Consider the following 25,409-nt stretch of genomic DNA (forward strand, 5'->3'; position numbering starts at 1 on the left):
GTCGGCCCGGTAACCGGACTTGACATGGTTGCTGTCGCTTCGCCGCCAGTCACCCCGTTGATCCAGTAAAGTTGCTGTTCAGCCACCCCCTGCGCCCCCACTACGCACCGCCCGGCCGACGAGGCCCACGGCGCACCCGCGGAGGCGGACGTGAGCAGATACTCCTACAGCTTCGAGCCGGAGGACACCAACAACACCGCCGCCGCCGTCTACCGGCTGGCGGCGAGCGGTGGCCCCCGGGTGCTCGATCTGGGCTCGGGGCCGGGCGTCGTCTCCAGCATGCTCGCCACCGTCGCGGGGCGCACCGTCACCTGCGCCGACGTCGACGCCGAGGCGCTCGCCGAGGCCCGGGCCGGCGGCGTACAGGAGACAGTGGTCGTCGACCTGCGGGAACCGGACTGGCCCGGTGCGCTGGCCGGCCGCGAGTACGACGTGGTGATCCTCGCCGACGTGCTGGAGCATCTGATCGAACCGGGTTCCGTCCTGCGCGCACTGCGGGACGACAAGATCCTCGCGCCGGACGGTCTGCTGGTCGTCAGCTTCCCGAACATGGCGCACGAGTCGATCATCATCGAGTTGATGACGGGCAACTTCGAGTACACCAGGACGGGCCTGCTGGACTCGACCCACCTGCGCTTCTTCACCCGGACCAGCATGCAGACGCTGCTGGAGTCGAACGGGTTCCTGGTCAGCGCGACACACCGGACGATCCGGTCCGCCGAGCAGACTCCGCACCGCGCCCGCGCCTTCGAGATCAGCGCCGAGCTGCGCCGGGTGGTGGCCCAGCTCGGTGCGGAGGCCGAGACCTACCAGTACGTCGTGGAGTGCCGGCCGTCCACCGAAGCGGTCCGGATCAGCCTGGCCGAGCAGCGGCTCACCGCCGAGCATTCGGCCCACCTCGACGCGCTGGCCGTCAACGAGCGGCTGACCGCGCAACTCGACGACCTCCAGCACCGGCACCGGCAACTGGACGAGCAGTTCCGCCTCGCCCAGGACCTGGTCGGCCAGGAACGACTCGACGCGCTGCAGGCCCGCGAGACGCTGCGCCGGGCCGAGCAGGAACGGACGCAGTTCCAGGCAAAGTTGAAGGACTCGCAGCAGAAGGTCAAGGAACTGCAGGAGACGGTTACCAGGCTGCAGACCCGGATCAACAAGATGACCAACAGCAACACGTACCGGGCCGGAAAGATGGTCCGGTACGTGTTCCGGCCGAACGAGGGCCTGCGGGCCGTCAAACGCCGACGGAGCCGGTCGACCAACCGACGCGCCACGACCGGCACCGGTGCCGGTGCCGACGGCTCGGAGGGCCGCAGGGCGCCGGCCACCAACGTGCCGGCCCAGTTCCACGGGCTCACCGCTGATCCGGTGCTGTGCGACGCCTACCGGCGGGCCTGCGCGCAGGACCGGTTTCACCGCTCCGACGCGGTGCGGGTGGCGTTCTGCGTCTCCACCGTCGACCTGGACGCCGGCCGTGGCGACCTCTACGTCGCCGTCGGGATCGGCCGCTACCTGCAGCGGCACGGCTACGAGGTCGCGTACCTGCCGGCGGAGCGCTGGGCGGAGCTGCCACCGGAGACCGACGTGGCGCTCGCCATGATCCCGACGTTCGACCCGCTGACCGTGCCGGACCGCTGCCGGATCGTCGCCTGGGTCCGCAACGAGACCGACCGCTGGCGGGAGCATCCGCACCTCGCCCTGTTCGACACGGTGGTCGCCTCCTCCTCCGCCTCGGTCAGCCGGCTGCGCGAGCACTACGACGGGCCGGTCGGGTTGCTGCCGCTCGGGGTGGACACCGAGCTGTTCACCCTGCCCGACACCGACCAGGTCCGCGGTGGCGCGGTGACGACGGTCAACTCGTGGGGCCGGGAGCGGCACCTGTACCAGTGCCTGCGCGGGGTGGACATCACCTTCCCGTTCGTCGTCTTCGGCGAGAAGCGCGGGCTGAACCCGTACTTCTCCCGGTACGCCGGCGGCCCGACCAGCTATTTCAACCTGCCGGGCCTGTACCGGCGGGCGCTGCTGGTGCTCGACGACCTCAACCACACCACCCGGCCGTACGGCAACGTCAACTCCCGGCTGCTGGAGAGCCTGGCGGCGGGCGCGCTGCCACTGACGAACTGCCGGATCGGGCTCGCCGAACTCGGGCTGGCGCAGCTGCCCACGTACAGCGACGCGGCCAGCCTCGGCGACCTGATCGCCCGGCTGACCGGCGACCCCGCCGGTACCGTCGCGCTGGCCGGCCAGCTGTCCGCGGTGGTACGCGAGCGGCACTCGTTCGCCCGCCGGGCGGCGGACCTGCACGCGGTGATCGACGGGCTCGACCCGCAGCCGCGCCGAGCCAACAGCCGGTTCGTCGGCACGTACCCCTACTACCTGGACAATCCGTACCAGCAGCTGCTGATGTCGGGGCTCCGCGACGTCGGGGTGCGCTGGTTCCCGGTCGCCGACGCCGTCCGGGTCTCCGCCGCCCCGCACCTGGCCACCGGGCGGCTGGACAACTACGTGCTGCACGTGCACTGGACCGACCCGATCGTGCACCCGGCCACCGACGCCCAGCAGGCGGCGGTGCGGCTGGCCGAGTTCCAGCACCGGATCGCCGACCTACGGCGTCGGGGCGGCCGGCTGATCTGGACCATCCACAACGTCTTCCCGCACGAGTGGAAGTTCCCGGAGGTGGAGCGGGAGCTGGCCCGGTACCTCGCCGCCGAGGCCGATGTCGTGCACCTGCTCTGCCCGGAGACGGTGGCGGCGACCGCGCCACACTACCCACTGCCGCCGGACAAGATCCGGATCGTCCGGCACAGCAGCTACCTCGGGGTGTATCCCGACTCGGTGAGCCGACTCGCGGCCCGTCGCCGGTTCGGGTACGCCGCCGACGACCACGTCCTGCTGTTCTTCGGCGGGATCCGCCCGTACAAGGGGGTCAGCGAGCTGCTCGACGCGTTCAACGCGGCCGGCGAGCAGGATCCCCGGCTGCGACTGATCGTCGCGGGGGCGCCGAAACGGCTAGACCCGCGCGACGGACTGGCCGAACGCTGCGACCGTGACCCCCGGATCACCGCGATCTTCGATCCGGTCCCGGACGAGGAGGTCCAGTTCTACTTCAAGGCGGCGGACACGGTGGTGCTGCCGTACCGTACGGTGCTCAACTCGGGCAGCTTCCATCTGGCGGTCTCGTTCGGCCGTCCGGTGGTGGCGCCACGGGTGGGCGCGTTGACCGCACTGCTCGATCCGGCGTACACCATCGGCTTCGATCCGGCGGCCCGCGACGGACTGACCGACGCCCTGCTGGCCTCGACCGAGCTGCGCGGCAGGCACGTGGAGCTGGCGGCCCGGGCCGCCGCCCGCAGCTACCAGTTCGGCGACATGGCCCGCGACTACGCCAAGATGGTCACCGAACTGTTCGAGACCCCACACCGCGACTGAGCCGGTACGCATGACGACCGCCCGGGCGAGCACCGGTCACGCCCTGCCACTGTGGAGGGCACATAGGATGATCACTAAGATCGCCCGGTGATCATCAGACGTATCGCCCAGGTTGTCCTGATCGGACTACTGGGCGTCATCATCCTGCCCGGAACCCCGCCCGCCGGTGCCGACGAGACCACCGAGAACCTGCGGATGCAGCTGGTCCTGGACGTCAGCGGCTCGATGCGGGAGCCCGACATGAACGGCCAGACCCGGATGGCCGTCGCCCAGCGTGCGTTCAACGAGGTCGTCGACGCCGTGCCGGCCGGCACCGACCTCGGCATCCGGGTCCTCGGCGCCACCTACCCCGGCGACGACAAGGCCCTCGGCTGCCAGGACACCCAGCAGATCGTGCCGGTCGGGCCGGTCGACCGCGACCAGGCGAAGGCCGCGATCGCCAGCCTGCGGCCCACCGGCTTCACCCCGATCGGGCTGGCGCTGCGGGAGGCGGCCAAGGACCTCGGCTCCGGTGAGACCGCCCGACGCATCGTCCTGATCACCGACGGCGAGGACACCTGCGCCCCGCCTGACCCGTGTGACGTGGCCCGGGAACTCGCCGCCCAGGGCACCCGGCTGATCGTCGACACGCTCGGCCTCACCCTCGACGACAAGGTCCGCCAACAGCTGGTCTGCATCGCCGGGGCCACCGGCGGCACGTACACCACCGCGCAGAGCGCCGACCAGCTCGCCGACCGGATCAACCAGCTGGTCGACCGGGCCCAGGACACCTACACCCAGACCCCGGAGCTGGTCACCGGCAGCACCGACTGCACGGCGGCACCGCTGCTCGCGGCCGGTGTCTACACCGACCGGGAACGTTTCGAGGAGCACCGCTGGTACCGCGTACCGATCCGAGCGGACCAGGAGCTGCGCGCCTCGGTCAGCATCGCGCTGGACCGCCCGGTGAACCGGGACTACGGGATCCTGCTCCGCGCCGTCCATCCCAACGGCCGTGAGCTGGTCCGGGGTACCGACGCCGGCAGCGGCCGGGCCGACGTACTGTCCACCGGCCTGCGATGGTCCGCTGGCCCGGAAGACGACCTGGCCGACGACACCGACCGGGCCGACGACACCGACGGAACTTCTGAACTGGCCGGTACGCCGACCGGTGCCGCGTCCACCGCCGCGCCGACGGCCGCCGGTGCGGAACGACCACCGTTCGAGGTCTGCCTGGTGGTCAGCAACTCGTTCGCCGCTGCCGGCGGGGCCGGCGACGCCCCGGGCATGCCTATCGAGCTCACCGTCGATCTGGTGGCCGCCTCCCCCACCCCGGACAGCCCGGGTCTGGGCCGCGGCTGGCTGCTGCTGATCGTGCTCAGCCTCGCCGGGCTGGTCACCGGAGTCCTCGCCGGCTGGCTGACCCGCTGGTGGACGACTGTCTGGAAGGAGAGCTGAGTTGACCCGTCGTAGATTCCGGCTGACCCGCACCGGCCTGGTCGTCGGCGCCGCTGGCGCCGCAGTCCTTCTCGTCGCGACCCCGGCGGCGGCCGACGGCCCCACCCCGGCGCCGGCGGAGGCCACCCTCACCAAGGCCGGTACGTCGTTCCTCACCGCTGCGGCGGTCCACATCGACCAGCCGGTCCGGGTCTCCGCCGCGACCGGCGAGTACCTGTACTGGTCGTTCCCGGCCGAGGCCGGCCAGACCAGCTCGATCGCGGCGACCGTGACCCTCGCCGATCCTGCGACGCGCAGCGGTGCGTCGACCTGGACCATCGACGTGTTCGACGGGCTGCGCCGCCGCCAGCCGTGCACTGCGGGCATGCAGTCACCCGTCGGATCCGCCACCGACGGGCAGGTACGGGCGGGCTGCGTACTGCGGCAGGTCCGGGCCTGGGCCGAGCCATGGTCCGCCGATCCACTGCCCGGCACCTACTACGTACGGCTCTCGGTCACCGACCTGCCGGAGCAGGACCTCGGTCTGCCGGTGCAGGTCGAGCTGCGGGTGAGCGCCGACATGTCGGGCGACACCAGCCCGGAGGGCGGCCGGCTGGAGGCGCCGCTGACGCCGACCGTACGACAAGGGGCGGTGCTCACCAGCGCAACCGACGCCACCGATACGGCCGACGCCACCGATACGGCGGACGCCGCCGAACAGGTCAGCGAAGAGTCCTGGTGGGACAGTGTCGCCGGCTGGTTCAGCGACTGGTTGCCCGGCCTGACGAGTCGATGGATCTGGACGGTGGCCGGTGGCGTACTGGCCGCCGTCGGTGGCGTGGTCGGCTTCGGGCTGACCCGTCGGCCCCGCCGCCGGACCGGCCCCGCCACAGCCGGCTGACCTGCTGACCGGCTGCGGACTCCGCCGGCCGGGCCGATGGTCCGGTCAACCGGCGGCCGCCAGCCGGCGCATCGACTCGGCCGGCAGCCGGCGTCCGACCGCCACCACCGGCCGTCCGGTAGGCGTGCCGTCGCTCGGACCGGCGGCGGCCGGGTCGATCTCGGTCAGCAGCCGGCGGAACAGCGTCGGACGGTCCACCCGGATCACGGTGCTGCGCCCGCTGCGCTCGACGACCGTGTGCGGCAGCGCCAACGCCGGCGCGGCACTTCGCAGCAGCGCCGCCGCCGGGGTGCTCACCGAGATGGCGAGCACCCCGGCGGTCCGGTCCGCCGGAGCCAGCAGCGCGGCCATCCGCCAGACGGCCAGCGCGGCGGGGTAGTGCGCGGCAGCCAGCCCGGGACTGCCGAGCATCCGCCGCCCGTCGCGCCACGCGCCGGCCAACGCCCGTAACACCCGGTGGTACCCGTCCGAGGACACCTCCACCCTGGTCAGCGAGGTGGATGCGCCAACCGGGCTGGTCACCGACCAGGTGATCGTGGACAGCAGGCGGGCGGTCCGGGCCGCAGCCGCCGGCTGCTCGGTCTGTGCCACCGGTAGCTGCCGGTCCGCGGTGGCCGACGCCGGCCCCAGCCGGCGCCAGCCGACCGGCCGCCGCTCGTTCCAGCAGAACGCGGCCTCGAGCAACGGGTACGCGCCGAGCGGGCCGGCCGCGACGGCGCGCAGCACCTTCTCGGTGCCACCACCGGGCCGGTTGTCCGCCCCGGTGCAGGCGTTGCCGGCACCGCCGGCCGTGGTCGGTAGGGTCATGACTGAACTCCTCTGCCACGTTCACGGACGCGCCCGTCAGGGGCGCGCAGGTCAACTTGTCGGGATGGACCGCTCCGCCACGAACCGGCCCTGCTGGACGCGGAACGCCCAGACCACCACCGACGACGCCACCAGCTCACCGGTGCCGGTCCAGGCGATCCGGGTGGTGACGCCGGAGCCGTCGTAGTCGTCGACGAACGCGGCCATCGCGGCCCGGTCACCGTGCCCGGCCTGGATTCCGGCGAGGAACACCGTCGCCGCGTCGTACGACTCGGCGGAGTTGGTACCCGGCTCCACCCCGAAGCGTTCCCGGTAGCGCTGCGGGAACTCGGCCCCGGCCCGCTCCGGCGGCAGGCAGGGGCAGGTGATCACCACCCCGGTCTCGGCGTCGTCGCCGGCCTCGCGGAGAAAGCCGTCCGCCTTCGCCCCGTCACCGGCGACGAAGGTCGCCGCGACGTCGGCCGCGCGAAGCTGGCGGCGTAGCCGACCGGCTTCCGCGTAGTAGCCGCCGTAGAAGACCACGTCGGCGTCGGCGGAACGGATCTGCCCGACGACCGCACTGAAGTCGGTCGCTCCGGCGGCGACCGTCGCCCGCTGCACCACCTTGGCACCGAGTCTGGCGGCCACCTGGTCGGCCAGCCCCTGGCCGTACGCCCCACCGTCGTCGACGACGAACACCGCCGTGCCGCCCAACGCCTGGTCGATGTACCGACCGGCGGCACGCCCCTGCGCGGCGTCGTTGCCGACCAGCCGGTGAAAGGTGGACCAGCCGCGTTCGCTGAGTTCGGTCCGGGTCGCCGAGGTGGTGATCGTGGCGACGCCACCCTGGTCGAGGATCGGCAGTGCCGCTTCGGCCTCGCCGGAGAAACCCGGACCGACCACCCCGATGATGCGGACGTCGTTGACGATCTGCTGGGCCAGCGCGGGGGCCTGCTTCGGGTCGCCCTGCGAATCGAACTCGACCAGCTCCACCGGGCAGTCCGGATGCTCCGCCCGGTACTGGTCGAAGGCCAGTCGGGCACCGTCGCGGACGTTGCCGCCGAGGTCGGCCGAGTCGCCGGAGAGCGGGCCGAGGACCGCGATGCGGCTGCCGCAGGCGCTGGCCGGTGCCGGCTGCTCGCCGCCGGCCGCGACGCATCCGGTCAGCACCGTCAGCAGGCCGAGCACCGCCGTCGGCCGCAGCGACGTACGCACGTCCACCTCCTGTACCCGGTATGACCCGCATATCCTGCTGGTAGGAGCGTGAGGTTTTGATGAGACGATTTGTACGGGGCGCGGTGCTGATCCTCACCGGGTTGGTCCTCATCGGGTGCAGCGACCCCGGGGCGGGGACCCCGGCGGGTGTCTCCGCCGCGCCGTCGTCCACCGCGACCGGCACCGCGTTGTACGCGGTCGACTCCCGGACGCTGGACGAGATCGTCATCGACGCGCAGGGGTTCGTGCTGTACCGGTCCGACCGGGACACCGCGGCACCGACCTGGTCCGCCTGCGAGGGACAGTGCCGCCAATCCTGGCTTCCGGCACCCTGCGAGGGCGAGGTACGGGTGGAGGGGATCGACCGGCAGCTGGTCGGCTGCTTCGACCGGTCCGACGGGAGCCGGCAGCTGAGCCTGGCCGGCTGGCCGCTGTACGGCTACGCCGGTGACCGGATGCCCGGCGACGCGAACGGTCACGGCCAGTCGGGCATCTGGTTCGCGATCCGCCCCGACGGCGACAACGCGGTCTACGTGCCCTGATCGGGTGGTCCCGGCACGCTGACCTGTCCGCTCGGGCATGCCGTCCTACCCGCCCTGACCGCCGGGCAGCCGCAACCGGGCCTCGGCACCGCCGCCTTCGGCGTTGACCAGCCGCAGCTGCCCACCGTGCAGTTGCGCCACCCAGCTGGCGATGGCCAGCCCGAGCCCGGTGCCGTCCTCGGCGCCGCTGCGGAACCGCTGCTCAGGCGCGGCGGCGACGGCTTCGCTGAGCCCGGTGCCGCGGTCACGTACCCGTACCGTCGGCGGTCCGGCGGTGACCTCGAGCCGGATCTCGGCCGGCTGGTCGGCGGCCCGACCGTGCTGGACCGCGTTCTGGATCAGGTTGCGCAGCGCGATCCGGACCAGCGCCGGGTCGCCGTACGCCACCACCGCCTCGGTGACCGGCACCGCCCGGTGCGGCGCGACGACGGTGTCGGTCAGCACCTCCTCAGCCAGTTGGTCCAGGCGGAACGGCTCTCGGCGCAGGTCACGCAGGCCGGCGACGAGCTGGGCCCGGGTGAGCAGGACAGAGACCGAGTCGGCGAGGCGGTCGGCGGAACGCACCACCTGGCGCAGCGCCGCCGGGCGGCGCTGCGGCTCGGCCAGCGCGGTCTCGGAGACGGCACGGATCACGGTCAACGGGGTGCGCAGCTCGTGCGCGGCGTCGGCGACGAACCGTTCCTGCTGGTTGAGCGCGTCGGCGATGGGCTCGGTGCCACGGCGGGCGAGCAGGTAACCGCCGGCGCAGGCCAGCGCGGTGAAGCTGACGCCGCCGGCGACCAGGGCCAGGGCCAGCCGCCGGTTGGCGGTCTCGGCCGGCCCGGTGTCGCCGAGCACCACCACGGCGCCGGCCACCGCCCCGGTGACGGCGTGCTCGAACGGTACGGCGAGCAGCGGGGTGGGGGTACCGGCGGTGTCGCCGACTCCGTCGGCGAGCTCGGTGCCGGAGGTCCAGACCGTCCGGGCCGGTGTCAGCAGGTTGTCCGGCGGGACGACCGGCAGCCGGGCCGGGTACGCGAAGACCAGGCTGAGGTCGGTCCGGCCGGCCTCGTACACGTAGACGGCGGTGGTGCCGTTGGCGACCGCGTTGTCGAACAGTTTGTCGAGTTGCAGCGCCCCGGACTCGTAGTAGAGCAGGGCGGCGGCGGTGCTGGCGGTACGCCGCAGCTCGGCGGCGACCACCTCGTCGCGCTGCCGTCCGTCGACCAGCAGCGCGACGGCACCCATCCCGGCCAGGCCGACCACGTTGATCGCCATCACCAGCAGCGTGATCCGGATCCGCAGGTTGCGCAGCCGGTCGGCGGTCTGCAGCGGCTTGCCGCCCCGCCGGTCACGGCGGTTCACGACGGCGCCCCGCCGACCCGACCGGCGGTCACGACGGCGCCCCGCCGACCCGGTAACCGACCCCGCGTACGGTGTGGATGAGCTGCGGTTCGCCGAGCTTGCGGCGCAGCTGGGCGACCACCGCGTCCACCACGTTCGAGCTGGGGTCGGCGAGCTCGTCCCAGCAGTGTTCGAACAGGTCGCTGCGGGTGACCACCGCCGGGCGCCGGACCAGCAGCATCTCCAGTACGGCGAACTCCTTGCGGGTGAGCGTCAGCAGGACGCCGGCGCGGCGCACCTCCCGGCGGGCGGCGTCGACCTCCAGATCCGCCACCCGCAGCAGCGGCGGGGTGGTAGCGCCGCGGCGTCGGCAGAGCGCCCGGACCCGCAGCACCAGTTCGGCGGTGACGAAGGGCTTCACCACGTAGTCGTCGACGCCGGCCTGGAAGCCGGCGATCCGGTCCCCGGCGCTGTCCAGCGCGGTGAGCACCAGGGCCGGTGTGGTGAGCCCGGCCCGTCGTCGGTGCCCGAGCTGGTGCAGTGAGTCGCCTTCCGGAAGGATCCGGTCGAGCACCAGGCAGTCGTAGTCGTTGATGCTCATGCTCAGGTCGGCCTGGCTCCAGTCGGCCGCCTGGTCGACGGCGAATCCGCCGGAGCGCAGCGCGGTGACGACGGCACTGCGTACCTCGGGGTCGTCCTCGACCACCAGCACCCGCATGCGGGCGAGGCTAGCAAGCCGCCGTCACCAGCGCGTCTTTGACGAGGGTCAACCCGAGGACGCGCACCGGTTGCCGTTGAGCAGGAAGTCCGTCGGCGGCGGGTTGCTGACCGGGTACCTGACCACGAAACCGAGCTGTACGCTGCCGCCGACCGGGATCCGGCTGTTCCACGTCGTGTTGGCGACGGTGATGTCCGGCGGCACCAGGTCGATCGGTTCGGCGCCCCACAGGTGGCTGATCTGCTGATCGCCGGGGAAGGTCCAGCGCAGGGTCCAGCCGTCGATCACGACCGGTCCGGCGTTGTGGATGGTCAACTGGGCCTGGAAGGCTCCGGGCCAGTGGTTCACCACCTGGTAGCTGACCTTGCAGTCGGGTGCCGCCGGCAGGGTCCGCACGGTCAGTGGCTCGGACGGTGGTGACGTGTTGCCGGCGTCGTCGTGGGCCCGCACCACGAAGGTGTACGCGGTCTGCGGTTGTAGTGCGCCGACCCGGGCGGTCGGTCCGGTCGGTGGGTGTTGCGGGGCGGTCGCCACCGGGGTGGTGGAGCCGTCGGGGTTGATCCGCAGCACCTCGTACCAGGCGACGTAGACGTTGTCGGCGGACGGCTGCCACCGCAGGGTGACCGAGTCGGTGCCGATCGTGGTGGCGGTCAGCGCGGTGGGCGCGGTGGGTGGTTGGTCGTCGCCGGGCGGCATGGTCAGACGCAGGCTCGGGCTGGCCGGCGAACGGTTGCCGGCGGCGTCGAGCGCGTACACCCAGAACTGGTACGTCTGCGACGGCCCCAGACCGTCGATGGTGATCTCGTTGTCGGGGGTCGTGCTGATCACGATGTAGTCGGTGTGCAGTCGGGCCACCTCGTAGCCGGTCACCCCGACGTCGTCGGTGGCCGCCGTCCAGACCAGGGTGACGTCGGTGGTGCTGATCGCGGCGACGGTCGGGGTGCCGGGGGTGGTCGGCGGCACGGTGTCCGCTGCGGCGAGCGCCGCGGACGCCGGCAGCAGGGGTGGGCCGAGCAGTGCGGCGGCGACCGCGACGCCGAGCTGGCGTCGTGTGCGGTTGGGATCGCGCCGGATCCACCGGCGGCAGTGGTGCGGCGGTTGCGGCATGGACATCTCGCTTTCGGTGCGGACGCCGGGACGGACCAGCGACTGTGACATCCATGATTGTCGATCGATCAGTCGGGCACCACCGCGCGACAGCGGGCGACGAGATCGTCCGGTCGCGACCAGCGGATCAACCGACTGTGAGCTTGCCCACTACCGATCGACGGAGCTCGAACCTTCTGCGACGGCGAAACGCACCTCGGTCCGACCGTCGCCGCGGATCGGGCGCGGCAGCCAGCTGCTGCTCCAGGCCCCATGCACAACGAAGCCTGCCGATTCATCGGCAGGCTGGGCAGCGCTGTCGGACGGACCGGCGTCGCGGTCCTGACTTGTCGGCGATTCCCCGCCGTAACAATCGGGGACTAGCGTGGGGACGGGGAGGGCAACCCCCGTCCCCACCATCAGTTGCTACACACGCACGAGCGGTCTGGCGTCCAGGTCGTGCGTGACGCGCGGGAGCCGGGCCACGCGAGTGGCTCTGGTTCCACCTCCTCTCGACAGGTGGTGCGCGGGCTGGCGGCGGAGTCCGGGCTTGGCCCGCCGCCAGCCTCGGGAGCTGTGCGGTTGACACGGTGATGTCGCCATCGCCGCGCCACGCGTCGACTACCTCAGTGGGGGCACATCCATCGATGGAAGCGCTCCCATGCAGGGACTGTAGCCTGAGTCACGAGTTTGCGAAAGTCCAGCGGCTGATCAGCTCACGAAATGAAGGTGTGATGAGGCGGTCACGCCCATGTTCACCGGCCGAACTGCTGAACCGCCGTGGTCGCCCCGGCGACGATCAGCAGCGCATCCGGCGGGATCAACGTCTCAGGTCCCGCGTACCGCAGCTGCCGGTCCCGCTCCTTGATCCCGACCACCGTGATGCCGTACCGCTGGCGTAGCCGGGACTCGGCCAACGTCCGACCGGCGGCGTCCGGCGGGGCGCAGACCTTGGCGATGGCGAACCCGTCGTCGAACTCGATGAAGTCGAGCATCCGGCTGGCCAGCAGGTGGGCCACCCGGTCACCCATCGCCGCCTCCGGAAAGATCACATGGTGCGCACCGACCGAGGCGAGGATCCGGCCATGCTTGGCGGTGATCGCCTTCGCCCAGATCTCCGGCACACCCAGCTCGGTCAGCGCCACCACGGTGAGGATGCTGGCCTCGACGTCCGAGCCGATGCCGACCACCGCGCGGGGGTAACCGGCCACACCGCACTGGCGCAACGCCTGGTCATCGGTCGAATCCGCCTCGACCACCCTTGGCAGCCGCTCAGACCAGCGGTGCACCCGCTTGGGATGCTCGTCGATGCCCAGCACGGGATGGCCGAGGCGGAGCAGGGACTGGGCGACCTGACCACCGAACCGGCCGAGGCCGATCACCGCCACGCTGTCGGCGTCCGGCGGCCCGACCGGGGAATCGTCATCTCTCACCGAGGATCCGTCCGACGCTACGACTTTCCCGCTTTTCCTCATACGCACTGTAGTCAGCCGCTAACCTCGGCGCAGCGGTATCCGGCCCGTCCGACGACTTGCGGTACGCCGCCGGACGCAGACAGTGGACATCACCGAAAGTCGTTGTCTGGTAACGGATTTTTCCAGCTCAGTCAGGATTGTCGAGGTGTTGATGCCGGTGACCGATCCGGTAAGCTTGCCGGCGGTCTCCGCCAGGCGGCGCCCACCGGCGCCGGCGGTGACCGCCGCCCAATCACCCTCCGGGGTGAGCCGGGGAACCACGTTTCCACCGGGGTGAATCCGCGCCAGCGGTAGGGATCGTTCCGTCCCGAACCCGTCAGCTAACTCGGTCGGCGGCCAAGGAAAGGAACAGGATGACCGCACCCCTCCGCCGGCGGATTCCGACGGCCGCGGCTCTCGCCGCCGTCGCCGCCCTGCTCGCCGGCTTCGTCGTAGCGTCGCCGGCCGCCGCTCAGGATCCGGACGACGAAGGCGCCCCGCCACTGCTCAGTGAAGTGCTCGAATCAACCGGCCGGGGCTTCGTCGAAGCCAAAGCCGCGGTCGACGAGTCCCGCAAACGCCAGTTGAAGCTCAACCTCGAGTTGGAAAAGGTCGAGGAACGGATAGCGGCGCTGACCCCACAGATCGGCCAGGTCGCCTCCAACTCGTACCGTCTCGGTCGGATCACCCCGGTGATGGTCCTGCTCAACAGCGCCGACCCGGACGCGTTGCTGGAACGCGCCGAAGGCCTGGACATGATCGCGATGCACGACAACAAGCGGATCCGGGAACTCAACGAGGCCCGCGAACAGGCCGCCCGGGCGGTCGCCGCGATCGACGCCGAAGTGGCCCGCGAGGAACAGCAACTCGAGGCGATGGCTCGCCAGAAGAAAGAGGCCGAAAAGGCCCTGCAGCTGGTCGGCGCGGTCGCCACCAACGGGTTCGTCTCGGCCACCTCGCCGGTCGCCGCCCAGGCGCCGCGCAACTCGGACGGTTCCTGGCCGTCCCAGTCGTGCAGTCTGGACGACCCCACCACGAGCGGCTGCATCACGCCGCGCACCATGCACGCGCTGAACGAGGCGAAGAAGGCCGGCTTCACCCGCTTCGTCTCCTGCTTCCGCCCCGGCGGCCCGTTCGAGCACCCGAAGGGGCGGGCCTGCGACTTCTCCGCTCAGCAGCAGGGGTTCGGCGGCGACGCCTTCGGCGACGACCGGCTGTACGGCAACAACCTGACCGCCTTCCTGGTCCGCAACGCCGACAAGCTCGGGATCCTGTACGTCATCTGGTACCGCCAGTTCTGGTCACCGACGACCGGCTGGAGTTCGTACAGCGGTGCCGGCGGCGACCCGAACAGCGACCACACCAACCACGTACATCTGTCCCTGCTGTGACCTGACCTCACCTCGCGCGGTGCCGGGCCGGCCCGGCACCGCGCGAGAGGTCCGTCAGTCGGTACGCGCCGACCGGCGTACCGGTGACCGGCCGGTCGGCTGCTGCGGCGGCGGACCGACCGGGCCGGCCGGCGGGATCGCCCGGGTGACCGGCTTGTCCGCGGTCACCGTGATCGGTTCGCCGTGGTGGGTCAGGTCGACGGTGGCGTTCGGGTCGACGTCGCGCAGCGAGTAGGTCACCTCGTCGTGCTGGACCGCCACCCGCAGCCGCAGGCCCCGCCACATCATGGCGAACTCCAGCCGGTTGATCCGCTGCGGCAGCCGGGGGGCGAAGGTCAGCTCGCCGCCGTGGTCTCGCATCCCGCCGAAGCCGGCGACCAGCGCGAGCCACGCCCCGGCCAGGGCGGCCACGTGGATGCCGTCGCGGGTGTTGCGGTTGATGTCATGCAGGTCCATCAACGCGGCCTCGCCCATGTAGTCGTGGGCGAGCTCCAGATGGCCGGTCTCCGCGGCGATCACCGACTGGGTGCACGCCGACAACGACGAGTCCCGCACCGTACGCCGCTCGTAGTAGGCGAAGTTGCGGGCCTTTTCCTCCTCGGTGAACGCGTCGCCCCGCCAGTGCATCGCCAGCGCCAGGTCGGCCTGCTTGACCACCTGCTTGCGGTACAGATCGAAGTACGGGTAGTGCAGCAGCAGCGGATAGTGGTCCTGCGGGGTGCCGGCGAAATCCCACTCCTGATGCCGGGTGAACCCGGCCGACTGCGGGTGCACGCCCAGCTCGTCGTCGTACGGGACGTGCATCGACAGCGCCGCGTCCCGCCAGGCCGCGGTCTCCTCGTCGTCGACGCCGAGCACCCAGGCCCGGTCGGCGTAGCGCAGCGCGCAGTCGGCGGCGGTCAGCAGGTTCCGCTGTGCCATCAGGTTGGTGTAGATGTTGTCGTCGACCACGGCGGTGTACTCGTCCGGCCCGGTCACCCCGTCGATGTGGAACCGGCCGTGCCGGTCGTGGTGGCCCAGCGAACGCCACAGCCGGGCAGTCTCCACCAGCAGTTCGAGGCCGATCTCCCGCTCGAACTCGACGTCCCCGGTGGCGTGCACGTACCGCCGGACCGCGTCGGCGATGTCCGCCGCCACGTGGAACGCGGCGGTGCCGGCCGGCCAGTACGCCGAGCACTCCTGCCCCCGGATGGTCCGCCACGGGAACGCAGCCCCGTTGAGCCCGAGCATCCGGGCCCGCTCCCGCGCCTGGTCCAGGGTCGAGTGCCGCCAGCGCAGCACCGCAGCGACCGCCCCCGGCTGGGTGTAGGTCAGTACCGGCAGCACGAACATCTCGGTGTCCCAGAAGGCGTGCCCGTCGTACCCCGGGCCGGTCAGCCCTTTCGCCGCGATCGGCCGCTGCTCGGCGCGGGCACCGGCCTGCAGCACGTGGAACAGCCCGAACCGGACCGCCTGCTGAATCTCCGGGTCGCCGTCCACCCGCACGTCCGAGTGGCCCCAGAAGTCGTCGAGGTACTTGCGCTGCTCGGCGCAGAGCCCTTCCCAGCCGGAGATCCGCGCGCCGGCCAACGCCGCGCCGACCTGGTCGCGCAGCGCCGGCAACGAGCGCTGACTGGACCAGCCGTACGTCAGCAGCTTCACCATCCGCAGCCGCTGCCCCGGCTCCAGCAGGCAGGAGACGGTGGTCCGGACCCAGTCGTCGAAACCCTCGGTGCTGACCGACACCTCGCCGGGGCCGTCGATCTCGTGCCCCATCGCCGCCGCCATCCGCAGCCCGCTGGCCTTGGTCCGGTGGATGAGCAGCCCGCCGTCGGGCTGTACCAGCCGCTCCTCGGCCTGCAGCGGCGTCTCCAGCACGGCGGCGACGCGCGGGTCCTTGCTCTGTGCCGGCAGCTCCTCGTTGGCGACCAGCTCGGACTGCACGATGATGCGCAGCGGCTCGTCGACCGCCTCCACCTCGAAGCAGATCGCCGCGACCGCCCGTTGGGTGAACGACACCAGCCGGGTGCTGCGGACCCGGGCGGTACGCCCGGCCGGCGAGCGCCACTCCAGCCTGCGGTCCAGCAGACCGGCCCGCAGGTCGAGCACCCGCTCGTGGGAGAGCAGATCGCCGTAGCGTACGTCGAACGGCTCGTCGTCGATCAGCAGCCGGATCGGTTTGCCGTTGGTGACGTTGACCAGCGTCTGGCCGGACTCGGGGAAGCCGTAGCCGGCTTCGGCGTACGGCAGCGGTCGCAACTCGTAGAACGAGTTCAGGTAGGTGCCGGGCAGGCCGTGCGGTTCGCCCTCGTCCAGGTTGCCGCGGAATCCGACGTGCCCGTTCGCGAGGGCGAAGACCGACTCCGACTGGGCCAGGATGTCGAAGTCGAGCCGGGTCTCCCGCACGTGCCATGGTTCCACGGGATAGGCCCGCTCGCGGATCACCGTTCGGCTCCGACCAGCAACTCCCCCAGATCGCTCACCACGATGTCGGCACCGTTGGCGAGCAGTTCGTCACCGATGCCGACCCGGTCGACACCAATGACACAGCCGAACTCCCCCGCTCGCGCCGCCGTCACGCCGGCCAGCGCGTCCTCGAACACCGCGGCGTTGCCCGGCTCGACGCCGAGCTGCGCGGCAGCCGCCAGGAACGTGTCCGGTTCCGGCTTGCCCCGCAGGCCCTTCTCGCGCGCAATCACCCCGTCTACCCGCACCTCGACCAACTCCTCAATCCCCGCCGCGATCAGCACGTCCCGGCAGTTGGCGCTGGCCGAGACGACGGCCCGGTGCAGCCCGACCCAGCGGGCAGCATGAAGGTAGGCCAATGAACCGTCGTAGACCTGCACCCCGTCTTCGGCGATGCGTCGCAGCAGCACCTCGTTCTTCCGGGTGCCGATGCCGTACACGGTGTCGGCCTCCGGGGGGTCGTCCGCCGACCCCTCGGGAAGCTCAACGCCTCGCGAGGCGAGGAAGGAACGCACCCCGTCGGCCCGCGGTCGACCGTCGACGTACTGGCTGTAGTCGGCACCCGGATCGAACGGCTGGAACGGCTGGCCGGTCTCGTCGGCCCGGGCGCGGAGGAAGTTGTTGAAGGTTTCCTCCCACGCCGCGTTGTGCACTTTCGCGGTCTGAGTCAACACCCCATCGAGGTCGAACAGGCAGGCGGTCACATGAGCGGGTAGACCGAGCACGCAGCCAATCTAACCTGATCTCCGGTCGGCCGGCTCGGTTTCCACCGGCGCGCCTGCCCACGGTGACCAGTCAGTCACTCATCGCCATCCGACATCGATCCGATCGCCCCGTTCGTCGAAGAAGTGCAGGGCGTCCATCCGGACCGAGACGGCCAGGGGATGGCCGGGGGTGACTGCCGGGTACGGAGCCAGCCGCACGGCCAGTTCGGCCGGCCGGCGGTGGTGCCGCCCCGGGTCGCTGAGCACGCTTTCCCGGTCCGGGCCGGACTCGGCCGACTGCTCGGCGACGGCTGCCCGGCCAACGGACCGACCGGTGAGGCGCTGCATCACGCCGCTGAACCGGTGGAGCCGGCCGCCGGCACCGGCCGGCTCCACCGCCGTGCCGGCGAGGTCGTCGACCACGATCGCGGTGGCCCCGATGTCGAGGTAGGCCAGCGACTCGTGGCCGTGATGTTCGAGGAACCGGATCCGGCCCTGCAGCACGTCACCCGGGCTGCCGGGGGCAACCGGGGTCAGCGCCTCGGCCCGCAGGCCGACCACGATGCGTTCCCCGTGGTAGTGCGACACCGCCCGGGCGCGCAGATCGGTCCAGGGCAGGTAGAGGGTCTGTTCGCCCAGGTTGAGCGCGACGTAGCGGTCGAGATGGACGTAGACCGAGGCCTCCAGCAGGTTCATCCGAGGGCTGCCGAGGAACGCGGCGACGTAGAGGGTGGCCGGGCGGCCGTACACCTCGGTCGGGGTGCCGACGTCCTGCAGCACGCCCTTGCGCATGATTGCCACCCGGTCGGCCATGGTGAGCGCCTCGGCCTGGTCGTGGGTGACGTAGACGGTACTGACGCCGAGCTCGCGGACCAGCCCGGAGATCTCCGCCCGCAGCTCGGCCCGCAGCCCGCTGTCCAGGTTGGATAGCGGCTCGTCCATCAGGAACAGGCCGGGACGGCGGACGATGGCCCGCCCCATCGCCACCCGTTGCCGCTGGCCACCGGAGAGCTGACTGGGCTTACGGGCGAGTACGTCGCCGATGCCCAGCGCGCTGGCGACGTCAGCCACCCGTTCCTGCCGGGAAGCCGTTTCCACTCCGGACAGGCGCAGCGGGAAGGCGATGTTGTCCCCCACCGACATGTGCGGATAGAGGGCGAAGTCCTGGAAGACCATCGCGACCCGGCGGTCCCGGGGCGGAATGTCGTTGGCCAGCTCGCCGTCCAGTAGCACCGCGCCGCTGCTCGGATCCTCCAGCCCGGCGATCATCCGCAGCACGGTCGACTTGCCGCAGCCGGACGGGCCGAGGAGCACCATGAACTCACCGTCGTTGACGTCGAGGTTGACCTTGTCGACGGCGACGGTCCCGTCGGCAAAGACCTTGGATACATCCTTGAGCGCGACGGTGGTCACCGTCACCTCCCCCAGCCATCGGTTGCCGGCCCCCGAATGACTGTGACGAGCGCCATCGCCCTGGCACATCGGGTAAACGTGCCATGTTCATATTGTGACAGCTCGATTACCAGAAGAGCGGGTGGATTACCGAGCGGTTACTTCGGGTAGCCCGACCGGCGACGTACCGAACTCCGGATGCCGGGGTACCCCGTCCCACTGCTGGCCACCCCGACGCAGGAAGTAGTCGAGACCGGCGTCCCAGGTGTGCCCGGCCGCCCGCCGTTCGTACAGGTAGCCGAGCGGATGGGTGCGGTAGATCAGCCCGCCGGCTCGCAGCACCCGGTCCATCAGGCCGCGGTCCACCGACCGGGGCACCGGCCGCCAACCACCGACCGCCTCCAGGTCACCGCGCGCCATCAACATCGTGCCGCCGGCCACCGGGGCGCCGTACGCCTCCGGCGGCACCGCGGCCCGGCGGACCGTGACCCCGAGCATCTGCAGCACCACGAACTCGGCCGCCTTGCCGACCAGCATCGCGCCCGAGTACTCCCGGGCCAGCACCAGGTCCCAGATGTGCTCCGGGCCGTACACGTCGTCGTCGTCGACCTTGGTGACCAGGCTGCCCCGCGCCCGCGCGGTCGCCGCGCCCATCACCTCGCCGAAGCTGAACCCGGCGGGCGCGCTGAAAATCTGGATTGGCCGGCCACACTCACCGAGCCGCGCCCGCAGGTCCGCCGTCAACTCGATACCGTGCAGGCAGAGCACAATCTCCAGTTCCGGGTAGGTCTGCCCGGCCAGCTGCCGCACCACGTCCGGCAGGTACTCGGGACGCCGGGTGACCAGCACCGCGCTCACCGACGGCGGCGCCGCCAGCGCCGGAAAGGTGTCGCCGGTGACGTCACCGGCGGCGAACGCGGCGGCGTGCCCACGCAACGCCGCCGACCGCTGCCGTACGCTGCGGATCTCCCACTCCAACGGATCCGCGCCGACCCCGGGCAGGTCGCTGCGCAGCACCGCCAGCAACGGCTCGGCCAACCGGTCCGCCACCGCCGGCGGCAGCTGCGGCACCCGCAGCACGGCACCGGTCGCCGCCAGCTGGGCCAGCAGCGTCGCCTCCGCCGCCGGCGCGATCGCCGGCACATCGGGGCAGATCAGATGGGTGAACCGGCGGATCGCCGCCAGCTGGTCACCGGACAGCGGTACGCCGGCCAACCCGCCGCGCGCCACCGGCACCGCACCGGCCACCGGGGAATCCGCCCCGGCCGGTGCCAGGTCCGGCCCGGCCGGGCCGGACTCAGCCGGCCGCACCTGCCAGCCCGGCACCGGGTCGCCGGGCAGAAACTCCAGCGCCCCGGCCGGCTCCGTCGGCCCGTACCGGCGGCCCCGGCCGACCGGGTTCGCCACCGCCGAATCGATCAGCACCAGCGGCTGCCGGTTGGCTACCCGGGCGCCGGTGCCACCTGCGGTCACCGCCACCCCGACCAGGTCCGACCCGGCGGCCAGCGTCGCCGCGTCCGGGGCGAGGACCACGTCGTACCCGCGGATCTCGGGGTTCGTCGTCAACGCCCCGGTCACCGAATGGTTGGCGTCGACCGGCAGCCAGCCGGGCGCCACCCCGACCGCCGCGACGTCGGCGCTGGCCGGTCGGGGCAACGGCCGGACCGGCGCCAGCACTGCCAGCGCGGCGGTGAGCAGATCGTGCAGCGGGACCGGCTCGGCCAGGTCGACGCTGAGCCGTGCGTTGCCCCCACCGCGCGGCAGCCGCACCCGGTGCCGCCGCAGTCCCGGTACCGGGCCCAGCCGGCCGGACCAGCCGGCGGTCGGCGGACGCCAACGGCGTACCCGAACCACCAGCTGGCGGGTCGGCGTGGCCGCGGCCGGCTCAGCCAGCAGGCGGCGCAGCGCCGCCACCGAGTCGGCGTCCACCAGCGCCCGGCGGGCCGTCCCGGTGGTCGGCCCGGACACCGGGCTGCCATCCGGTCGATCGGTCAACCGGACCCGCCACCACCAGCGCCGGTGATCGGGGCTCCCGCCGCGCACGACGCCACCCACCGCATTCTCCGCCACCCTGCGCCACCTTGTCGTTCCGGCTCGGAGCACCACGTCGGGCCGACGCGCGCGACGCCCGACCCACATCACGGCAGAGGCTACCGGCCAGGCTTCCGGTACGCTGCACGCGTGTCCCTGCCTGGTGCCGTGTCCGCCGCTCCGTCACCACACAACGACTGGACCCTGATCGCCCCCGTAGAGCCCGGTCACCCGGCGCCCACCGCCCAGGTGAGCGTGCTGGTGGTCGGCGATGGCGGCGACCCGGCGGCCGCCGCCCGGACCGTCGCCGCGCTGCGCCAGCAGCGGTACCCGGACCGGCTGTTGCAGATCGTCACCGTCACCACCGACAGCGACTTCGCCGACCAGGTCGGCACCGCGAAGGGCGAGATCATCGTCCGGATTCCGGCCGGGGCGGTCCCGGCACCGGACCTGGTCTCGGCGCTCACCCGCTGGCAGCAGGCCAGTCCGGCGGCGGTCAGCGTCGCCGTACCGATGATCTTCTCCGGCCGGGCCCCGGACCCGGACGTGATCGTGGCCCACGCCAGCGCCGGCACCCTCGGCCAGCTCTTCCCGGGCAGTACGGTCGACCCCGGGCTGGCCCGGCTGCTCGACACCACGCATCAGCTCCGCACCGCCGACCATCTCGTTTTCCTGGCCGCCGCCGGCACCGGTTACGCCTTCCAGCGGGACCGCTACCAGGCCGGCTCCGACCGGTTCCAGGGAACTGACGTCGAGGTCGCCTATCGGCTGGCGCAGGCTGGGGCGGTGTTCGTGCCGGAGCCGGCGGCGACGCTGTGGACGGCCGCCCTCGCGGATCCGGTCACCGCCGGGCAGCGGGCCGACGCCGAGCTGACCGACCTGGTGCCGTTCCCCCGCGCTCGTCGCAACCGGCCCGGCCGGGTCTGGCAGGTGCCGCTGGTGACCGCCGTGGTGCCGGTCGACCAGCCGTACCAGGTGGTCCGGTCCTGCGTCGACCGGCTACTCGGCGGCGACGAGCGTGACCTGCATGTGGCCCTGGTCGGCGACTGGGCCGCGGCCGGGACCGACAGCAGCGGGACCGACAGCAGCGGGACCGCAGTCGGCCGAGCCGACAGCGGCGGGAGCGACCTGCGGCTGCTGGCCGCCGAGTACCGCAGCGAACCACGGGTACGGATGGTCAGCAGCGCCCCGCTGACCGCCTTCCCCGCGCCATACCTGCTCCGGGTGCCGTCCCGGCTGGGCGTCGGTCCGCGGACCGTCGGCTCGCTGGTCGCTGCGATGGAGAAGTGGCGGTGCGGTCTGCTGCGGGTGCTGCCGGCCGGTGCCGGTGCCCCGACCCACGCCGTCGAATTGTGGTCCACCGCAGCCCGCAGCCGGGCGCTGCACGCCGGTACCGCCGACGGCGCGCTGGTCGAGGCGGTCGCCGCCAGCCACGGTCAACGGTGGGAGACCGGCAGTGAGTACGACGTCGTCGACCTGACCGCGGCCGGGTCGGGCGCGGCGGGCGGCCCGGCTACGGCCGGGCCACGCGGCGGCCGACGGGCCGGGCAGACGGTCACCGTCGGTGGGGCCCGCAGCCTCGGCCGGGCGACCGTCTTCGTCGCCCGCAAGTACGCCCGCGGGGTACGCCGTCGGCTAATCTCCCGCTGAGCCTCGATGAACCGCCCCCGCCAAGGGCAACCGTGAAACCAAGGGCGATCATGAAAATTCCTTGTTTCGGGCGGCCCGGCACCACCCGCCCTCCGGGCACGGCCCTGCAGGTGGGCGATGATCCCGCCGGTTCCATCGCACCAGTGGTATAGACGTTTCGGAATATAACTTCCCAGTGTCGGCTCAGATTACTCTCAGCAAGATCGGCGTTCACTGATCCGCTGTCACCGTCAGCGGACTGACGCCTGCCGATCTGATGGGAGGACGGGAGATGAATCTCCCCCGCAGGATCATCATCGTCGGTGCCACCGCACTGGCCATGGTGGCGGCAGTCACCGGACCGGTCACCGCCGCCGAACCGGAGGGGACGATCCGGCACGCTGGTGGACCGACCGCCGTACCGGACAGCTACATCGTGGTCTTCAAGAAGAGCGCGGTCACCCGGGGACAGGTCGCCGCGACCGCCCGCACCCTTGCCAGCCAGCACGGTCGGACGGTTTCCCGCACCTACACCGCCGCGCTGCGCGGCTTCGAGATCTCCGCCAACGCGAAGCAGGCGGCCCGGATCGCGGCCCACCCGGCCGTCGAGTACGTCGAGCAGAACCACACCGTACGGATCACCGACACCCAGCCGAACCCGCCGTCGTGGGGGCTGGACCGGATCGACCAGCGCGATCTGCCGTTGGACGACTCGTACACCTACCCGAACACCGCGTCCAACGTGCACGCGTACATCATCGACACCGGGATCCGGTTCAGCCACAACGACTTCGGCGGCCGGGCGGTCAGCGGCTTCGACGCCGTCGACGGCGGGTCGGCGGACGACTGCAACGGCCACGGCACGCACGTCGCCGGCACCGTCGGCGGCAGCGCGTACGGGGTCGCCAAGGGCGTCACCCTGGTCGGCGTCCGGGTGCTGAACTGCTCCGGCAGCGGCACCACCGCCGGCGTCATCGCCGGGGTGGACTGGGTGACCGACAACGCCGAACTGCCGGCGGTGGCCAACATGAGCCTCGGCGGCGGCGCCAACACCTCGCTGGACACCGCGGTGCGCAACTCGATCGCCGCCGGTGTCACCTACAGCCTGGCGGCGGGCAACAGCAACGCCAACGCTTGCAACACCTCTCCGGCCCGGGTCACCGAAGCCGTCACCGTCGGCTCCACCACCAGCAACGACAATCGGTCCAGCTTCTCCAACTACGGCACCTGCCTGGACGTGTTCGCTCCCGGGTCGTCGATCACCTCGGCCTGGCACACCAGCAACACCGCGACGAACACCATCAGCGGCACCTCGATGGCCGCGCCGCACGTGGCCGGCGCGGCAGCCCTGGTCGCCTCGGTCAACCCCGGCTGGAGCCCGCAGGAGGTCCGCGACTACCTGTACGACAACGCGACGGTGGGCGCGGTGGGCAACCCGGGCAGCGGCTCGCCCAACCGGCTGCTGTACGTGGTCAACGACGGCACCCCGCCGGCGGACAACTTCTCCATGTCGGTCAGCCCGACGTCCGGCTCGACCACGCCGGGTGGTTCGGTGACGGCGACCGTCTCCACCGCCACCACGTCCGGCTCGGCGCAGACGGTCAGCTTCTCGGCCAGCGGTCTGCCGAGCGGCGCGACCGCCAGCTTCAGCCCGTCGAGCGTCACCTCGGGCGGCTCGGCCACCCTGACCGTCAGCACCTCGGCGAGCACTCCGGGCGGCAGCTACCCGGTCACCGTCACCGGCACCGGCAGCTCGGCGACCCGTACCGCGACGTTCACCCTGACGGTGATCGGTCCGGGCGGCAGCTGCACCGGCACCAACGGCACCGACGTGGCGATCCCGGACAGCGGGTCGTGGGTGAGCAGCAGCATCTCGATCAGCGGCTGCAGCAGCACCCCCTCGTCGTCGTCGACGGTGGACGTCAACATCCAGCACACCTACCGGGGTGACCTGATCGTCGACCTGATCGCCCCGGACGGCTCCTCCTACCGGTTGAAGAGCTGGGCGTTCTTCGACGGCGCCGACAACGTGATCGAGACGTACACGGTTAACCTGTCGTCGGAGACCGCCAACGGCACCTGGCAGCTGCGGGTCCGCGACATCTTCAGCGGCGACACCGGCTACATCAACACCTGGTCGCTCGAGCTGTGACCCTGCCCCGGACCCGGTCGGGTCAACCCTGACCGGCTCCGACAGGCACTGCACCGGACCGGGGGCGTCGTAGGTCTGCGACGCCCCCGGTCCGGTTGCGCGCCGGGCTCACGCTCGGCGGGCAATCCGGTTGGGTCAGTCGAGGAGGTACGCCTCCAACTGGTCGGCCAGCTCCCGGTGGTGGGTGAGCGCCGCCAGATGGCCACCGCCGATCTCGTCGGGCGTGATGCCGAGCCGCTGCGCGACCAGGCCACGGATGAACCCGGCGGGAAAGAACCGGTCGTCGCGGCAGACGACGAACCGGGTCGGCACATCCGGCCAGGCCGGCAGCGGCCAGGGCTGCCGGAACGGCGTGCCGGACTGGTCGCGGTCGTGCCGCAGCACCTCCGCCGCCAGGTCGTCCGGCATCCCGTGGGTGAACAACGCGAGCACGTCCGACTCGGGCTGTCCGCCCAGGGCAGCCGCATGGCCGGTGTTCGCCCACCAGTCCCCGGCGGTCTCACCGGGCGCCGGGATCATCGCGCTGAGCAGCACCAGCATCCGCACCTGCACCCGGGCGGCCACCAGCGGCCCGGTGAAGCCGCCGAACGAGTGGGCGACCAGCACGGCGTCTGCTCGGCCGCCAATCGCGGCGCCGACGGTGTCGGCGTACTCGTCGAGCCCTGCGGCGTCGTCCTCGCACGGCAGGTCGACCGGGATCGCCTCATGCCCACGGACCCGCAACTCGTCGACCAGCCGGTGCCAGTACCACGGATCGGTCCCACCGCCAGGGATCAGTACGAACGTCGCCATCGAGCC

General features: G+C 71.8%; 18 protein-coding genes and 1 riboswitch. Of the genes, 7 read left to right on the forward strand and 11 right to left on the reverse strand.

Translation table 11 applies throughout. The annotated features are described in order from the left end of the window. Window positions 1-150 precede the first annotated feature (150 nt). The 3 genes from ACFHWT_RS03190 to ACFHWT_RS03200 all read left to right on the forward strand — a co-directional run bounded on the left by ACFHWT_RS03190 (window position 151) and on the right by ACFHWT_RS03200 (window position 5,743). Window positions 151-3,426 carry a methyltransferase domain-containing protein gene (locus tag ACFHWT_RS03190; RefSeq protein ID WP_416593049.1) on the forward strand — a complete coding sequence of 1,092 codons (3,276 nt, stop codon included), beginning with the start codon at window positions 151-153 and terminating at the stop codon, window positions 3,424-3,426. An 87-nt stretch (window positions 3,427-3,513) separates the two neighbouring features. Next, window positions 3,514-4,863 (forward strand): VWA domain-containing protein, encoded by a 1,350-nt coding sequence (locus ACFHWT_RS03195; RefSeq protein WP_416593050.1) that lies wholly within the window; start codon window positions 3,514-3,516, stop codon window positions 4,861-4,863. A gap of 1 nt (window position 4,864) precedes the next feature. Further along, the gene (locus ACFHWT_RS03200; RefSeq protein WP_416593051.1) at window positions 4,865-5,743 is read left to right on the forward strand and encodes a peptidase; all 879 of its coding nucleotides are present in this window, start codon (window positions 4,865-4,867) and stop codon (window positions 5,741-5,743) included. Window positions 5,744-5,788: 45 nt separating this feature from the next. On the opposite strand, the gene ACFHWT_RS03205 is transcribed toward ACFHWT_RS03200, so the two are convergent. Continuing rightward, window positions 5,789-6,550: a hypothetical protein gene (locus ACFHWT_RS03205; RefSeq protein ID WP_416593052.1), complete on the reverse strand. Its 762-nt coding sequence runs from the start codon at window positions 6,548-6,550 to the stop codon at window positions 5,789-5,791. Window positions 6,551-6,601: 51 nt separating this feature from the next. After that, entirely contained in the window at window positions 6,602-7,744 is a 1,143-nt protein-coding gene (locus ACFHWT_RS03210; protein ID WP_416593053.1) for a branched-chain amino acid ABC transporter substrate-binding protein, read from the reverse strand. A 59-nt stretch (window positions 7,745-7,803) separates the two neighbouring features. Here ACFHWT_RS03210 and ACFHWT_RS03215 point away from each other — a divergent pair, with 59 nt between their 5' ends. Next, window positions 7,804-8,286: a hypothetical protein gene (locus ACFHWT_RS03215; protein WP_416593054.1), complete on the forward strand. Its 483-nt coding sequence runs from the start codon at window positions 7,804-7,806 to the stop codon at window positions 8,284-8,286. 45 nt (window positions 8,287-8,331) lie between these two features. Here the strand turns inward: ACFHWT_RS03215 and ACFHWT_RS03220 are convergent, their stop codons facing one another. From ACFHWT_RS03220 to ACFHWT_RS03235, 4 genes are all read right to left on the reverse strand, one after another. After that, window positions 8,332-9,630, reverse strand: coding sequence for a sensor histidine kinase (locus ACFHWT_RS03220; RefSeq protein ID WP_416593055.1), 1,299 nt, complete (start codon window positions 9,628-9,630; stop codon window positions 8,332-8,334). Between the two features lie 28 nt (window positions 9,631-9,658). Further along, the gene (locus ACFHWT_RS03225; protein WP_416593056.1) at window positions 9,659-10,327 is read right to left on the reverse strand and encodes a winged helix-turn-helix domain-containing protein; all 669 of its coding nucleotides are present in this window, start codon (window positions 10,325-10,327) and stop codon (window positions 9,659-9,661) included. A gap of 48 nt (window positions 10,328-10,375) precedes the next feature. Next, window positions 10,376-11,440, reverse strand: coding sequence for a cellulose binding domain-containing protein (locus ACFHWT_RS03230; RefSeq protein WP_416593057.1), 1,065 nt, complete (start codon window positions 11,438-11,440; stop codon window positions 10,376-10,378). Between the two features lie 728 nt (window positions 11,441-12,168). Beyond that, window positions 12,169-12,846 (reverse strand): potassium channel family protein, encoded by a 678-nt coding sequence (locus ACFHWT_RS03235; protein ID WP_416593058.1) that lies wholly within the window; start codon window positions 12,844-12,846, stop codon window positions 12,169-12,171. Window positions 12,847-13,103: 257 nt separating this feature from the next. Beyond that, a riboswitch (cyclic di-AMP (ydaO/yuaA leader) is annotated at window positions 13,104-13,239 on the forward strand. Window positions 13,240-13,241: 2 nt separating this feature from the next. On the opposite strand from ACFHWT_RS03235, the gene ACFHWT_RS03240 reads away from it, so the two are divergent. Continuing rightward, a complete protein-coding gene (locus ACFHWT_RS03240; protein WP_416593059.1) occupies window positions 13,242-14,258 on the forward strand; it encodes a coiled-coil domain-containing protein in 1,017 nt (338 codons plus the stop codon). 54 nt (window positions 14,259-14,312) lie between these two features. Here the strand turns inward: ACFHWT_RS03240 and ACFHWT_RS03245 are convergent, their stop codons facing one another. From ACFHWT_RS03245 to ACFHWT_RS03260, 4 genes are all read right to left on the reverse strand, one after another. Further along, on the reverse strand, window positions 14,313-16,682 hold the full coding sequence (locus ACFHWT_RS03245; RefSeq protein WP_416593060.1) for a glycoside hydrolase family 65 protein: 2,370 nt from the start codon (window positions 16,680-16,682) through the stop codon (window positions 14,313-14,315). Beyond that, window positions 16,679-17,428, reverse strand: coding sequence for an HAD family hydrolase (locus ACFHWT_RS03250; RefSeq protein ID WP_416593061.1), 750 nt, complete (start codon window positions 17,426-17,428; stop codon window positions 16,679-16,681). Before ACFHWT_RS03250 ends, ACFHWT_RS03245 begins: the two co-directional genes overlap by 4 nt. Before the next feature lie 78 nt (window positions 17,429-17,506). Then, window positions 17,507-18,820: an ABC transporter ATP-binding protein gene (locus tag ACFHWT_RS03255; RefSeq protein WP_416593062.1), complete on the reverse strand. Its 1,314-nt coding sequence runs from the start codon at window positions 18,818-18,820 to the stop codon at window positions 17,507-17,509. Window positions 18,821-18,946: 126 nt separating this feature from the next. Further along, on the reverse strand, window positions 18,947-20,869 hold the full coding sequence (locus ACFHWT_RS03260) for a hypothetical protein (protein WP_416593063.1): 1,923 nt from the start codon (window positions 20,867-20,869) through the stop codon (window positions 18,947-18,949). Window positions 20,870-20,980: 111 nt separating this feature from the next. Between ACFHWT_RS03260 and ACFHWT_RS03265 the strand changes: the two genes are divergently transcribed. Continuing rightward, window positions 20,981-22,480 (forward strand): hypothetical protein, encoded by a 1,500-nt coding sequence (locus tag ACFHWT_RS03265; protein WP_416593064.1) that lies wholly within the window; start codon window positions 20,981-20,983, stop codon window positions 22,478-22,480. 271 nt (window positions 22,481-22,751) lie between these two features. After that, window positions 22,752-24,611 (forward strand): S8 family peptidase, encoded by a 1,860-nt coding sequence (locus ACFHWT_RS03270; RefSeq protein WP_416593065.1) that lies wholly within the window; start codon window positions 22,752-22,754, stop codon window positions 24,609-24,611. A 135-nt stretch (window positions 24,612-24,746) separates the two neighbouring features. Here ACFHWT_RS03270 and ACFHWT_RS03275 read toward each other — a convergent pair whose 3' ends face one another. Then, window positions 24,747-25,403, reverse strand: a complete 657-nt coding sequence (locus tag ACFHWT_RS03275; protein ID WP_416593066.1) for an alpha/beta fold hydrolase — start codon at window positions 25,401-25,403, stop codon at window positions 24,747-24,749. Between the last annotated feature and the right edge of the window lie 6 nt (window positions 25,404-25,409).

Source organism: Micromonospora sp. LOL_021 (genome assembly GCF_048060215.1).
Taxonomy (GTDB): Bacteria; Actinomycetota; Actinomycetes; order Mycobacteriales; family Micromonosporaceae; genus Micromonospora_E.